General features: G+C 72.2%; 9 protein-coding genes. 6 read left to right on the forward strand and 3 right to left on the reverse strand.

Annotated features, from left to right (window positions below; genetic code table 11):
* The first annotated feature begins 59 nt into the window (after window positions 1-59).
* From Q9R13_RS16770 to Q9R13_RS16790, 5 genes are all read left to right on the forward strand, one after another.
* Entirely contained in the window at window positions 60-1,316 is a 1,257-nt protein-coding gene (locus Q9R13_RS16770; RefSeq protein ID WP_310962315.1) for a transcriptional regulator, read from the forward strand.
* A gap of 121 nt (window positions 1,317-1,437) precedes the next feature.
* Window positions 1,438-1,920, forward strand: coding sequence for a (2Fe-2S)-binding protein (locus Q9R13_RS16775; protein ID WP_310962316.1), 483 nt, complete (start codon window positions 1,438-1,440; stop codon window positions 1,918-1,920).
* Window positions 1,917-4,388 carry a xanthine dehydrogenase family protein molybdopterin-binding subunit gene (locus Q9R13_RS16780; RefSeq protein WP_310962317.1) on the forward strand — a complete coding sequence of 824 codons (2,472 nt, stop codon included), beginning with the start codon at window positions 1,917-1,919 and terminating at the stop codon, window positions 4,386-4,388. The genes Q9R13_RS16775 and Q9R13_RS16780 overlap by 4 nt, the downstream gene beginning before the upstream one ends.
* Window positions 4,385-5,239 carry an FAD binding domain-containing protein gene (locus tag Q9R13_RS16785; RefSeq protein ID WP_310962318.1) on the forward strand — a complete coding sequence of 285 codons (855 nt, stop codon included), beginning with the start codon at window positions 4,385-4,387 and terminating at the stop codon, window positions 5,237-5,239. The genes Q9R13_RS16780 and Q9R13_RS16785 overlap by 4 nt, the downstream gene beginning before the upstream one ends.
* Before the next feature lie 9 nt (window positions 5,240-5,248).
* Window positions 5,249-5,977: an SRPBCC family protein gene (locus Q9R13_RS16790; RefSeq protein ID WP_310962319.1), complete on the forward strand. Its 729-nt coding sequence runs from the start codon at window positions 5,249-5,251 to the stop codon at window positions 5,975-5,977.
* 156 nt (window positions 5,978-6,133) lie between these two features.
* On the opposite strand, the gene Q9R13_RS16795 is transcribed toward Q9R13_RS16790, so the two are convergent.
* From Q9R13_RS16795 to Q9R13_RS16805, 3 genes are all read right to left on the reverse strand, one after another.
* The gene (locus Q9R13_RS16795; protein ID WP_310962320.1) at window positions 6,134-7,453 is read right to left on the reverse strand and encodes a S53 family peptidase; all 1,320 of its coding nucleotides are present in this window, start codon (window positions 7,451-7,453) and stop codon (window positions 6,134-6,136) included.
* Between the two features lie 159 nt (window positions 7,454-7,612).
* Window positions 7,613-10,096 (reverse strand): ExeM/NucH family extracellular endonuclease, encoded by a 2,484-nt coding sequence (locus tag Q9R13_RS16800; protein ID WP_310962321.1) that lies wholly within the window; start codon window positions 10,094-10,096, stop codon window positions 7,613-7,615.
* 109 nt (window positions 10,097-10,205) lie between these two features.
* The gene (locus Q9R13_RS16805; RefSeq protein ID WP_310962322.1) at window positions 10,206-10,838 is read right to left on the reverse strand and encodes an alpha-ketoglutarate-dependent dioxygenase AlkB; all 633 of its coding nucleotides are present in this window, start codon (window positions 10,836-10,838) and stop codon (window positions 10,206-10,208) included.
* Window positions 10,839-10,948: 110 nt separating this feature from the next.
* Here Q9R13_RS16805 and Q9R13_RS16810 point away from each other — a divergent pair, with 110 nt between their 5' ends.
* Window positions 10,949-14,485: an ABC transporter ATP-binding protein gene (locus tag Q9R13_RS16810; protein ID WP_310962323.1), complete on the forward strand. Its 3,537-nt coding sequence runs from the start codon at window positions 10,949-10,951 to the stop codon at window positions 14,483-14,485.
* The last annotated feature ends 14 nt before the right edge of the window (window positions 14,486-14,499 follow it).

Consider the following 14,499-nt stretch of genomic DNA (forward strand, 5'->3'; position numbering starts at 1 on the left):
CCCGCTGCACCCGTGCCCCCGACCCGGGCAGCGGCTACGGTGGGGCCAGGAGGCGTGGCATGGGCGTTGATGGTGAGCTGCGCGACCGCCGGCTGCACACCGTGCGGGCGTGGACGACGTTCGTGGAGCGCGGCGACGCGGCCCAGGCCCTGGTCCGGCCGGAGATCCTGCACAGCTGGCAGCGCTCGGAGCAGGCGATCCCGATCGACGTCGCCGCAGCGCCGCTGGCCGACGAGGACGACACCCGCAGCTTCTGGCGTGACTCGCCGCTGCAGGTCGCCGTCGGACGGGTCGAGGCGGAGCTGCGTCGTACGGCGGAGGACGGCGACCTGGTGCTGGCCGTCACCGACCGGCAGACCCGGATCCTGTGGACCTACGGCGGCCGAGTGATGCGCCGCAAGGCCGAGACCGTCAACTTCGTGCCCGGCGGCCGGTGGGACGACACCAGCGTCGGCACCAACGCGCTCGACCTCGCCCAGCGGCTGGCCAAGCCGTCGATGGTGTTCAGCGCCGAGCACTTCGCACCGATCGTGCACAACTGGGTGTGCTGGGCCGCGCCGGTGCACGACCCGGCCACCGGCGAGCAGCTCGGCGTTGTCGACCTCTCCACCACCTGGGACCGCAGCCACCCCATCGGGCTGGCCACCGCGCGGGTGCTGGCGCGGCTGCTCGAGACCGCGATGCCGCACACCAGCCTGGGCGCGCGGCCCGGGGGTGGCGGGGTCTGGCCCGGCGCCGAGCCCGAGGAGGCGCCCGGGCTGGAGCTCCGGCTGCTCGGCAATGCCGAGGCAAGGATCGACGGCCAGCGGCTGCTGCTGAACCGCAGGCAGACCGAGATCCTCGCGCTGCTCGCGCTGCATCCCGACGGGCTGTCCCTGGACCAGCTGCACGCCGCGCTGTACGGCGACCAGGCGGTCACGCTGACCACGGTGAAGGCCGAGGTCTCGCACCTGCGGCGTGCGCTCGGAGGCCAGCTGGCCTCGCGCCCCTACCGGCTGATGATGCCGATCCGCACCGACGTCGAGCTGGTCCTGGCACTGCTGGAGCGTGGCCGGGTCGCGGACGCGGTCGCGGCGTACGGCGGCGACCTGCTGCCGGGCACCAACTCGCCGGCGCTGACCGAGATGGCCGACTACGTCGCGGTCGCCGTACGCGAGGCGCTGCTGGACTGCCCGGAGCCCTCCGCGGTGCTGCGCTACATCGAGCTGGTGCCCTACGACACCGAGGTCATCGAGGTCTGCCTGGCTCGTCTCGGCGGCGAGCAGCACCCGGCACGGGCGATGCTGCGCGCTCGACTGGCCGCGGTCCAGCGCTGAGCCGGCGGCGTCGATCGGCCGGCGACGCGGTGCGTGGCCGGGCCGCCAACCTTTCGCCAACCGGGGGGTTCTACGGTGGGCGTGACGGCCGTCACATGTCCCCACGGAGGTCCTGCACGCCATGGCAAAAATCTCTCTCACCGTCGACGGAGCCCAGGTCACCGACGACGTCGAACCCCGGATGCTGCTGGTGCAGTACCTGCGCGAGACGCTCGGCAAGACCGGCACCGTGATCGGGTGCGACACCAGCAACTGCGGGGCCTGCACGGTCCTCTTCGACGGGGTGAGCGTGAAGTCCTGCAACGTGCTCGCGGTCCAGGCCGAGGGGCACGAGGTCACCACCATCGAGGGGCTGGCCAGCAACGGCGAGCTGCATCCGGTCCAGCAGGCCTTCCACGACTGCCATGCTCTGCAGTGCGGATTCTGCACCCCGGGGATGATCATGCGCAGCGTCGACCTCCTCAACGAGAACCCGCACCCGACCGAGGAGGAGATCCGGAACGGCCTCGAGGGCAACCTCTGCCGGTGCACCGGCTACCACAACATCGTCAAGGCCGTGCAGCAGGCGGCCGGCGCCCCGGCGACCACGGGAGGTGCGTCATGACCGTCACGGACGATGCTGCTCCCGCCGAGGGCGCCGTCAAGGAGATCGGACTGGCTCGGCGCCGCAAGGAGGACCAGCGGCTGATCACCGGTCGGACTCGGTGGACCGACAACCTGACTCTGCCCGGGATGCTGCACCTGGCCATGGTGCGCAGCCCCTTCGCACACGCGAAGATCACCTCGATCGACACCGCGGCGGCCAAGTCGTCCGTCAACGTGGTCGACGTGCTGACCGGCGCCGACCTGGGCGAGTCCCAGGGTGTGAACATCAACGCCTGGCCGATCACGCCGGACCAGAAGACGCCGGTGCACCTGCCGATGCCGGTCGACCGGGTCGCGTTCGCCGGCGAGATCGTCGCCGTGGTCGTCGCCCGCAGCGCCGCAGCCGCCCGCGACGCGGCCGAGCTCGTCGACGTGGAGTACGACGAGCTGCCCGCCGCGCTCGACATGATGGAGGCCCTGGAGGCGGACTCCTCCCACGGCGCCCTCGCGCATCCCGACCTCGGCACCAACAAGTCGGCGTTGTGGGTCTTCGACTCCGCCGAGGCCGGCACCGGCGGCAACGTCGAGGAGGCCATCGCCAAGGCCCGGACCGACGGTGTGGTGATCGAGCGGGACTTCCGCCAGCAACGGCTGATCCCGGCGTTCATGGAGCCGCGGTCGGTGGTCGTGGACCCGACCGGCGAGCAGATCACGATGTGGTCGGCAACCCAGATCCCGCACATCCTGCGCTTCGCCCTGGCCGCCACCACCGGGGTGCCGGAGTCGAAGATCCGGGTGATCGCGCCCGACGTCGGCGGCGGTTTCGGCGGCAAGCTGCAGACCACCCCGGAGGAGTGGCTGGCCTGGGCGATCGCGCGCCGGATCGGCAAGCCGGTCAAGTACACCGAGACCCGGTCCGAGTCGCTGATGTCCGGCCACCACGGCCGCGACCAGTGGCAGAAGCTCACCCTCGCCGCCGAGAAGGACGGCACCGTCACCGGCTTCAAGGTCGAGCTGACCGCTGACCTCGGTGCCTACGTCTCCCTGGTGGGCGGCGGGGTACCGGTGCTCGGGGCGTTCATGTTCAACTCCATCTACAAGTTCCCGGCCTACCACTTCGCCTGCCAGACGGTGCTGACCAACAAGACCTGGACCGACGCCTACCGCGGCGCGGGTCGGCCCGAGGCCACCTTCGGCATCGAGCGGATGATGGACGAGCTCGCCGCCGAGCTCGGCGTCGACCCGCTCGAGTTGCGGGAGAAGAACTGGATCCGGCACGAGGAGTTCCCGTTCACCACCGTCGCCGGCCTGGAGTACGACTCGGGCAACTATGAGCAGGCCACGGCTCGGGCCAAGGAGCTCTTCGGGTACGACGAACTGCGGGCCGAGCAGAAGCGGCGCCGGGAGGCGAACGACCCGGTCCAGCTCGGCATCGGGGTCTCGACGTTCACCGAGATGTGCGGGCTCGCGCCGTCCCGGGTGCTCGGCAGTCTCGACTACGGCGCCGGCGGCTGGGAGCACGCCGAAGTGCGGATGCTGGCCACCGGCAAGGTCGAGGTGGTCACCGGCACGTCGGCGCACGGCCAGGGCCACGAGACGGCGTTCAGCCAGATCGTCGCCGACCGGCTCGGGGTCCCGTTCGAGGACGTGGAGGTGCTGCACGGCGACACCCAGGTCTCCCACAAGGGTCTGGACACCTACGGGTCCCGGTCGCTGACCGTCGGCGGTGAGGCATTGGTGCGGGCCGCGGACAAGGTGATCGAGAAGGCCAAGCCGGTCGCGGCCCACCTGCTGGAGGCCTCCGTCGACGACCTGGAGTTCGCCGACGGCCGGTTCACGGTGCGCGGCACCGACAAGGGCGTCGGGATCACCGATCTCGCCGCCGCGGTCTTCGCCGCCCACGACTACCCCGAGGGGATGGAGCCGTCGCTGGACTCCGAGGCGACCTACGACCCGGTGAACTTCAGCTTCCCGCACGGCACCCACCTGTGCGCGATGGAGGTCGACACCGAGACCGGTGCCACCCGGATGCGGAAGTACACCTGCGTCGACGACATCGGCACGGTGATCAACCCGCTGATCGTCGAGGGCCAGGTCCACGGCGGGCTGGTGCAGGGCATCGCGCAGGCGCTGTGGGAGGAGGCGGTCTACGACGACAGCGGCACCCTGGTCACCGGGTCGTTCGTGGACTACACGCTGCCGACCAGCGCGGACACGATCAGCTTCGAGACCGACCACCGCAGCACCGCCTCGACCACGAACACCCTGGGCACCAAGGGGGTCGGCGAGGCCGGCACCATTGCGTCGACGCCGGCGGTGGTGAACGCGGTCGTCGACGCGCTGAGGCCGTTCGGGGTCGACGACGTCACGATGCCCTGTACGCCGCAGCGTGTCTGGCAGGCGATCCATCGGGGCGGCGGAGGCGGGTCCGAGGCCGTTACCGAGGCGACACAACCCCACTTCGAGGGCGAAGGGAACCCGTCATGATCCCCGCACAGTTCGACTACCTGGCTCCGACCTCGGTCGACGAGGCGCTGGCCGCGCTCGCCGAGCACGGCGACGATGCCAAGATCATGGCCGGCGGGCAGAGCCTGCTGCCCGTCCTGCGGATGCGGCTGAACGCGCCCGAGGTGGTCATCGACCTCGGCCGCATCGAGGGCCTGCGCGGCATCCGCGAGGACGGCGACGACCTGGTGATCGGCGCCATGACCACCCACAGCGACGTGGGCGGCAACGCACTGGTCGCCCAGCACGCCGCCCTGATCACCAAGGCCGTCGAGCACCTGGCCGACGCCCAGGTGCGGCACCGCGGCACCTTCGGCGGCGCGCTCGCGCACGCCGACCCCGCCGGCGACCTCGGTGCACCGGCACTGGCCCTGGGCGCGTCCTTCGTGATCGCGGGATCCGGCGGCACCCGCACCGTGGCCGCGGCGGACTTCTTCACCGACGTGTTCACCACCGCGATCGGCGACGACGAGATCCTCACCGAGGTGCGGATCCCCAAGCACACCGGCTGGGGCGCGCACTACGAGAAGTTCGTCCGGGTCTCCCACCAGTGGGCGATCGTGGCGGTCGCGGCCACTGTGCGTGCGGAGGGAGGGACCATCGCCGAGGCGGCGGTCGGACTGACCAACATGGGCTCCACCCCGTTGCGGGCCTCCGCGGTCGAGCAGGCGCTGGTGGGCCAGCCGGCGACCGAGGACGCCGTACGACGTGCCGCGGAGCGTGCCGCCGAGGGCACCGAGCCACCCTCGGACCTCAACGGGGACGCCGACTACCGTCGCCACCTGGCCGGGGTGCTCACCCGGCGGGCGGTTCTCGCCGCGGCAGCAGGGTAGGGGGACTGCATGCAGCTCACCCACGACTTCACCGTGCCCGCCTCGATCGAGGAGACCTGGGCCGCTCTGAACGACATCGAGGGGGTCGCGGGGTGCTTCCCGGGCGCCACCGTGACCTCCGCGGAAGGCGACACGTTCAAGGGCTCGTGCAAGGTCAAGCTCGGTCCGATCGCGCTGGTCTACAACGGCTCCGGGCGGTTCATCGAGAAGGACGAGGGCGACCGCCGGATGGCCATCGAGGCCAAGGGCAAGGACAAGCGCGGCAACGGCACCGCCGGCGCCGACGTGGTCGCGACGATGACGCCGAGCGCCGACGGCACCCGGGTCACCGTGGTCACCGACCTGAAGATCACCGGCAAGCCGGCGCAGTTCGGCCGGGGGGTGATGCAGGACGTCAGCGACAAGCTGCTCGGCCAGTTCGTCGAGTGCCTGGCCCGGCGGCTCGAGTCGCCAGAGCCGGCGGTCGATCAGGACAGCGGACCGGCGTCGCAGCCCACAGGCGCGGCCGCCGAGGACAGCCCGGCTTCCGACCCCGATGCCGGCCCGGCCTCCGCGCCGCAGCCCGAGCCCGTGCGCGACCCCGCGCGCACCGCGCCGGCCCCGCAGTCCACCGACGACGCGCTCGACCTCGGCGCCACCGTGCTGCCGGTGCTGGCCCGCACCTACTGGCGCCACGCGCTCGCGGGCGTCCTCGCCCTGCTGGTGCTGCGCCGGGTCGTCCGCCGCAAGCGCCGCTGACGTCGCCCCTCCCCGAGCCGGCACCACCGCCCACGCCAGGTGCAGTGCTCGCCAAGATGTCCCGTACGTCCGTGAACGAGTTCTCGTACTCGTCCGGCTCGACGCCCGGGACTAGCGAGCCCGGGGGCCGACGCCGACGACCAGCGCGGCCGGACCCTACTGCGCGAGCTGCGGGACCAGCGCGTCCGCCTTCGGGGAGCCCAGGCCGGTCACGGCGTCCCAGCCCGGACCCGCGGAGTAGCCCGCGATGCTGCCGAAGTCGTTGTCGCCCGCGGTCACGTCGTGGAACAGCCGGTCAGCGAGCCGGGCACCCCGGCCCCAGGCGTAGAGCCGGTCGTTCAGGTAGCCCACGCGCCCGCCGTTCATCTGGGCCGCGTCGGCCACCAGCCCGGCCCACTGCGGGCTCCCAGCGCTGGTGCCGCCGAACCGGAAGAACGCCGGCTGGCCGAGGGGAACGCTGAACACGGCCAGCACGCCGCCGTCGATCCCCGCGTTGTAGGCGACGTCCGGGACGGCCCGGCTGGGCAGGTGCAGCTTCTTCTGGAAGCGGGGCGTGCCGTAGAGCGTGCTGAAGCCGCCGCCGGCGTCGCCGAAGGTCGACACCTCGTCCCAGGCCTGCTCCGACTCGTAGGAACCACTGCTGTCGGCGACCAGTCGGGTGCCGCCCACGGCCGTCACGTAGGGGTCGGTGGCAGGGGTGCTCGCCGACTTGAAGTACCCGGGGCCGGTGCAGTTCTGCTGGGCAGCGCCCTGGTCACCCGACGACGCGAGCAGGGTGATGTCCTGCGACACCGCCTGGCGGAAGACCGCGTGCTGTGCCTTGACGAGAGCCGGGTCCATGCACGTCTCGCCCTCGCCGAAGCTCTGCGAGATGACATCGCCGAGGTCGTGGTCCACGGCGTACCGGGTGGCGGAGAGGATGTCCGCGTCATTGTTGGACCTGGCGAGGACGAGGTCGATCGTCGCGCCCGGCGCGATGGCGTGGGCCCACTCCACGTCGAGCGTGATCTCGCCGGCCCAGCCCACCTGGTTGGTGTCGTTGTCGTCGAAGGGCGTCAGTCCGTCCGGTGCGATGACGTTCAGCGTGCTGTCGGGGAGCCCGAAGACCTGGTCGAACAGGGCCAGGTCCTGGTTGATCGTGGGGCTCTGGAAGGCATCCACGATCACGATCGTGCGGCCGGTGCCGTCGACGTCCAGCTTGTTGAAGCCGTACGCCGCGCGCATCTGTGCCGGCGAGTAGCACCCGGCGTCGTCCTGGCAGGAGAAGTGGGTGTCGGGGTCGGTGGTGTCGACCAGCCCGACGAAGCGCCCGTGCGGACCGGTGGAGATCGCTGGTGAGAACCCGCCGGAGCCACCGGATGCGGGGGACGAGGCGGCGACGGCACTGGTGGCAACGGGGGCCGCCGCGAGCGAGATGGCGGTGGCGGTGGCCGCGAGAGCGGCCGCGAGTGCCGACCGGCGAGGAGGGAGAGCCACGAGAATCTTCCTTGCTGTCAGGAGCGGGCACCGGTTCGCGGGCCCGAGCAGGTGGTGGACAGGAGCAACCAACGGGTCGGACGCTACGCCCCGGCGCGGGTCCGGGTGAATAGTCCGCCCGTGCCATTGCGCCGACCCGACGCCGGGCTCAGCGCCGGCTCAACGCGAACCGGAGTCGATGCCGACCACCAGCGGGTCGTGGTCCGACGCGCGGAACGGGTCGGGGGCGTAGAAGTCGGTGGCGTTGTCGTTGTAGCGGCTGTACTCCAGTGCCACCGGCTCCACGGAGTTGATGTTCCACACGTGCGCGCCCCTCACCATGCCGAGTGCGGCGCGGTTGGCGAGCACGTGGTCGAGTGAGCCGACCATGCCGTCGAACTGGTAGGTGTACTCGCCGGGCGCCTCGGTCGATCCGATGTCGGTGTAGCCGGCGGCGTAGAGGTGCCGCATCGGGTCCTCCTGCGTATAGGAGTTGAAGTCGCCGGACAGGAAGACCCGCGGGGTGTGGTACGTCGCCTGCACCCGGTCGGCGAACTGGGTGAGCTCGTCGGCCTCGGCGATCCGCTGCGGGTTGGAGTTGCCCTGCCCGGTGCCGTCGTCGGGCCCGGAGCCCTTGGACTTGAAGTGGTTCACGATCACGGCGAAGCGCTGGTCGAGTCCGCCACGCCGCGGCGCGAACGCCTGGGCCAGCGGGTCACGGGCGACGTCGAAGGCCGGCGCGTCGTCGATGATCGACGGCCCGACCGCCTTCACCCTTGCCGGCTTGTAGATGAACGCCGTGCGAATGACGTCCTCGTCGCTCTGGTCCCCGGCCGTCGGCGGCGTCGGCACGTAGCGCCAGGTGTGAGCGCCGGCCTCTGCGTTGAGCGCGTCCACCAGCTTGGCGACCGCCCAGTCGCGGGAGTGGGCGAACTTCGCGGAGTTCTCGATCTCCTCCAGCGACACGATGTCCGCGCCGAGGTGGTTGATCGCGTGCACGATCTTGATCTGCTGACGCTCCAGGTTGGCCTGGTCGGCGGCCCCGCGCGGGCCGTCGTCGCCGGCGGCGTCGGTGCAGTTCTTCACCGTGATGTGGTTGCCCTCGCGGTCGTCGTACCAGGTGCAGGTGCCGCCCGAGGCGACCCAGTCCGCACCGGTGGTCGGGAAGTAGTTGAGCACATTGAACGAGGCCAGGTGCAGATTGCCGCCGGTCGGCGCCGGAGCGTCCTGACGGGTGTGCCCGAACGTCGCCGGAGCGGCGTCCGCTGCGGTCAGCTGGCCCGTCGGCTGCAGCTTCCACAGGTTGTTGCGGTAGTCGACGACCATCGGGGAGGTGAAGCGGACCGGCGCTCCGACTCGGAGCTCGTGGTCCTGGGTCAGCCACGGCAGCGGGACGTCCTTGCCCGAGGTGAGGAAGTTGGTGGACGCGCCGTCGTCGAGGGTGATCAGCCGCGCGGCGTTGTCGGTCTCGACCGCGGCGATCGCGGCCGCGTCGTGCGGGTCCGCGACGTCGGTGGGTGTGGGCAGCGGGTGGTCGCCCGTGGCCAGGCCGATCTCGGCGTACTGGTTGGTGGCGTAGTTGTCGCTGACCGTGTAGTCGCCCTGGGGGTCGATGAGCATGCCCTCGAGCGACTCCCGCTCGGCATCGGTCCGCGGCCACACCACCGTGGCCGGCTTGACCGCAGGGGCGGCGTCCGGGTCGGTCGTCACGTCGTCGGCATCGAGCTCGGTGAGCCCGCGGAACTCGCTGACCGTGCCGGACACGGTGACGTGGCTGCCCACCGGGGGTGCGGAGTCGGCGCGGGCGCCACCGAGGTAGACGAAGACCGCGTCGGAGGCGTGGTGCGTGGCCAGGTCGATGTCGCCACCCGTGCCGGGCGTCTGCAGGTAGAACCCGTTGAACCCGCCGGTGCGGTAGGACGCGGTCACCAGTCCGGACGTCACGACCGACATGCCGCTCATCGGGCTGCTGTCCCCGGTGCCCTGGATCTGCTCGATGGTCGCCGTACCGCCCTCTCCGGGGGGCTCGCTGCCGCCGCCGGCCGCCGCCGGACTGGGCGCTCCGGCGCTGAGGTCGGCAGCGTTGTCGTCGGTGTCGGTGCCCTCGGCAGCGCGCGAGATCGAGCTGGTGCTGCTCGGTGCCGGTGCCGCGGCGGTCTCGAAGGTGTTGGTCGCTCCGAAGCCCACCAGGTCGAGGACCTGCGGGTCACCGGTCAGCGAGCCCGTCGGGGGAGCGGACAACGCGCCGGTGCGGTCGGCGAGGAAGACGGTGCCCTTGCTGGCGGAGATGTTGATGCCGGTGGCCTGCACGTCGGGAGCCACCGGGAGGTCCGCGCCGGTGCCGCCCTTGGCCAGACCGACCAGGAAGTGCCCGCCAGCCGCGATCGTGCCGGTCAGGTCGGCGACACCGGTCGGATCCGAGATGCCGGTGGCGGAGCGGTACTGGATCGAGGTGCCGGCGAGGTCGACGGCGGCCGTGGTCGGATTGAAGAGCTCGACGAAGTCCTGGTCATAGCTGGCCCCGGCGTTGGCGCCGGCGCCGTACACCTCGCTGATCACGACTGTCGAGCCGTCCGGCGTGGCGCTCGCCGGGATGGCGGTCAGCAGGCTGGCCGGAACCGCCAGGGCGGACGCGGCGGCTGCCGCGACCATGGAGTGCTTCATGGGTGTCCCCTCCCGAGATGATCAACAACCCGGCCACTCAACACTGCGGCACCGACAGCTGGGAAGGGCCGGAACGTGCATGTTCCTGCAGCGACGGGTGGTGCAGAAGTCAGAAGACGTTGCGCGGGCGGAACTGGACGCTGATCCGTGGACCGACGGGACGCGCCGTCTTGGGCACGGCGTGCTCCCAGGTGCGCTGGCAGGAGCCGCCCATCACCACCAGGTCACCGTGCCCGAGGGCGAAGCCGTGCTCGACCCGGCCGCCGCGGGGCCGGAGCAACAGGTTGCGCGGCGACCCGAACGACACGATCGCGACCATGGTGTCCTGGCTCCGACCGCGGCCCACCGTGTCGCCGTGCCAGGCCACCGAGTCCGAGCCGTCGCGGTAGAAGCAGCAGCCGGCGGTGACGAACGGCTCGCCCAGCTCGCCGGCGTAGTGCCGGGTCAGCTGGGCGCGGGCCCGGGCCAGCGACGGATGGGGCAGAGCGTCGCCGACCCCATAGGTGTGCACGAGCCGGGGCACGTCGACCACCCGGTCGTACATCGACCGGCGCTCGGCCCGCCATGGGACGTCGTCGAACAGGAGCGGGAAGAGGGCGTCGGCACCGTGGAACCAGCCGGGCAGCACGTCGACCCAGGCGCCGGCCGAGAGCGTCGTACGGCGCAGGTCGGCGAGCGCGCCGGGCCCGGGCTCGGGTGCGTCGATGCCGTCGAGGAGGGACGGCTGGAAGGCGACCGTCATGAGGGCACCCTAGCACCACGGTCGAACAGACGTTCGAGGAGCCTGGCCGTGTCGGACCGCCGGAAAACCAGAGGCGCACCGGGGGTGCTGGCACGTACGGTCGATGGATCGTGAGCACCACCGACCTCCCCACCACCGTCGTGACTGCGCCCTCGACCATCGAGCCGGCGGCGCCCCAGCGCGTCCCCGTGGACTGGCGCCGGATGCGACGCCCGATCGCCGGCCTCGCCCTGGCGTGCTCGTTCGTGGCAGCGGTCGGCACGTCCGTCGGGTCGGTCGTCGCTGGGCGGCTGGCCACGGACGCGACGTCCACCCTGGTGGCGCTGCTCGCGCTGTGCGTGCTGGGCGCGGGCGTGCTGGACACCGTGGGCCGGACGATCTGGGCGGGCGTGGTGGACCGAGCCGAGGGCCGGCTGCGGGCAGACCTGCTCGCTGCGGCGATGGCGCAGCCGCTGTCGACACTGACCGAGCAGGCGGTCGGCGAGATCCTCGACCGACTGGACGACGACACCCACGAGGTGGGCGTGCTGCTGCGGCAGAACGTGTGGCAGGCCGCGCGGACCGTGCTCGCCGTCGGACCGTTGTGGCTCGTCGCCGGGCTGACCTGGTGGCCGGCCTTCGTGCTCTTCCCGGCCTCGGGTGCGGCGGCCTTTTGGGTGGTCCGGCCGATCCTGCCTGTGCTGTCTGCGCGCAAGGTCCTCGAGGAGATCGCCTGGACCGACCATGCGGCCGCGCTGGAGGAGGGCGTCGCCGCGCGTGACGATCTGCGCACCGCGCTGGGCCAGGCCTACGTCGTCCGCCGCAGCGCGGAGCTGGCCGCGGCGATCCACACCCGGTTCGACCAGGTGCTGAGCCTGGAGAGCCGGATCACCCGACGCACCGGGATGCTGCTGCACGCGGTCCTCGCCGGCACCGCGCTGGTCGGTGTCGCGCTGGTCCTCGACCACCGGCTGTCCACCGCGGCTCTGGTCACCCTGTTCCTGGTGACCACCACCTTCGTCGGTCAGGTCGACCAGCTGGCCCGGCACCTGCCCGACCTGCAGGCCGGCTTCGGCGCGGTGCTGCGGTTGCGCGCCCTGATGGCCACCCCGGCTGAGCCGTACGGCGGCCGTCCGCTCCCCGACGGCCTGCTCGACATCGAGATCACCGACCTGCACTTCGCCTACGAGCACGGCCGGTTCGCCCTCGAGCACGTCGACCTGACCGTGCCCGCGGGCTCCACCTGTGCGCTGGTGGGTCGCACCGGATCGGGGAAGTCCACCCTGGCCGCGCTGCTGTCCCGGGCCGTCGAGCCCGAGCCCGGCTCGGTACGGCTCGGTGGCGTCGACGTGCGCGAGGTCGACCTGCAACAGCTGCGCTCGGCGATCGGCGTGGTCACCCAACGCACCGAGATCCTCTCCGGGACGCTGGCGGAGAACATCACGCTGTTCGCCGACCTGCCCCGCGCGAGGGTCAGCGAGGCGGTCGACCAGCTCGGCCTCTCCGCGTGGGTCGCCGGTCTGCCGCAGGGGCTCGACACCCCGCTGGGTCCCGGCGGCACCACGTTGTCGGCCGGCGAGGAGCAGCTCGTCGCGTTCGCCAGGCTGCTGGTCCGCGACGTGCGCGTGGTCGTCCTCGACGAGGCCACCGCGCGGATGGACCCGCTGACGGAGGCGAGGGTGGTCCGGGCTGCCGATCGCCTGCTGTCCGGGCGCACCGGCATCCTGGTCGCGCACCGGCTGTCCACCACCGAGCGTGCCGAGCGGGTGGCCGTGCTGGAGGCCGGGCGGATCGTCCAGCAGGGTCCACGCGCGACCCTGGCCCGCGCTGACGGTGCCTTCCGCGACCTGCTGCTCGCCTCGGACGGCGAGCAGGTGCCACCGGTCGGCCCCACCGCCACGGGGGTCGACACCCACCCTGGCTCGGACACGGTCGGGACGGTACGCCGTTCCGGCGTACCGCCGACGCGCCCGCGGCTCGGCCGGATCCCGAGCCTCTCCCGGGCCACGCTCAGCGCGCTGCTGATCGAGCCGCAGTGGGGCCTGGTCGGGTTGGCGCTCTTCCTGGTCTCCGCGCTGACCGGTGCCTTCGGTGCACTGACCGGCTGGGTGTGGGGCCACCTGGTGGCGGACCTCCAGGCGGGTGGCCGGCCGGTGGGTCTGACTGCGGTGCTGGCCGTGTCCCTGGTGGTGGCGCCGCTGCTGCTGTCGCTGGCGATCCGGGTCTACCCGCGGTGGTGGGTCGCGGTGATGCTCCGCGCACGGACAAGCGTGCTGGTCGGCCAGACCGCCGACCACCGGTTGGCCCGGACGCCCGCGGGCGAGGTGGTGGGCCGTGCGATGGACGCGGACCGGCTGGCCCGCTACGCGGACAGGTGGGTGGACTTCCTGAACGGGCTGGCCATCGCGGCGGTGACCGCGGCCGTGGCGGGCAGGCTGCTGGCTGGTGCTGTGCTGCTCGCCGTCATGGTCGTCTCGGCGGTCGCCTCCTCGTTCGGACGGAGGGTGGCCGGCCGGTCCGCCGCTGCATCCTCGACGGCGAGGGCTCGGTTCGGACGCTCCCTGGTCTCGGGCCTGGACTCGATCCGGACGGTCAAGCTCGCCGCGGCCACGCCGGACCTGCACGCGCATCTACGCAAGGTCGACGGCGGACGGGTGGACGCCGCAGTCCGCGAGCACCGTGTGCAGGCCATGCTCGACGGCGTGCCGATCGTGATGGTCCAGGCGGGCGTCGTCGCTGCCTGGGCGATCCTCGTCGCCGGTGGCTGGGGTGTCGCCACCGCGCTGCTGGTGGCCGGCGCGGTCAACGGCTTCGACTGGTTCGGCCGGGTCGCCGGCTCGGTGATCACCGAGGCACCCGGCACCCGCGCCTGGATGCGGGCGACCAGCCGGCTCGCCGGTGGCACGGACCTGATGCGGCTCCCGGCGGGGATCGACCTGGTCGGCGGCTCCGCACCGCCTCCTGCGTCGGCGGTCCGGGAGCGGCTGGACGAGCTGCGGGTCACCGGGCTCAGCGCGGTCCACGATGACGGCACGATCGGCGTGGACGGCGTCGACCTCGTCGTCCGGCGCGGGGAGCTGGTGCTGCTGGTCGGAGCGGTGGGGTCGGGCAAGTCCAGCCTGCTCGGTGCGCTCGCCGGTTTGGTGAGCAGCCGGGGTGAGATCAGCTGGAACGGACGGCTCGTCACCGATCCTCAGGTCGCGCTGCGCCCGGGACGAGTGGCGCACGTCGCCCAGGTCCCGCGGGTGCTGTCGGGCACCTTCGCGGGCAACGTGGGCCTCGACCACCCCGACCGTGCGGTGCTGCCTGCACTGACGGCTGCGCGGATGGCGCGCGACGTCGATGACGCGGGCGGCCCCGACGCACTGGTCGGCCACCGCGGGGTGCGTCTGTCCGGCGGCCAGGTGCAACGGCTCGCGCTGGCCCGCGCGCTGGCCTGCGACGCCGAGCTGCTGCTCGCCGACGACGTCTCGTCCGCCCTTGATGCCGCGACCGAGATCGAGCTCTGGGCCGCGCTCCGCGAGCGCCGGGCCACCGTGGTCGGCGCCACGTCGAAGGCGGCGGCGCTGGAGCAGGCCGACCGGGTCGTCGTGCTGCACGGTGGCCGGGTGGTCGCTTCGGGCCCCTGGCAGCAGCTGGCTCCGGCCTGGCGCCACCTCGCCGGCTGACGGGGCGGAGCCTG

The sequence above is a fragment of the Nocardioides marmorisolisilvae genome (genome assembly GCF_031656915.1).
In the GTDB taxonomy this organism is placed as follows: domain Bacteria; phylum Actinomycetota; class Actinomycetes; order Propionibacteriales; family Nocardioidaceae; genus Marmoricola; species Marmoricola terrisoli.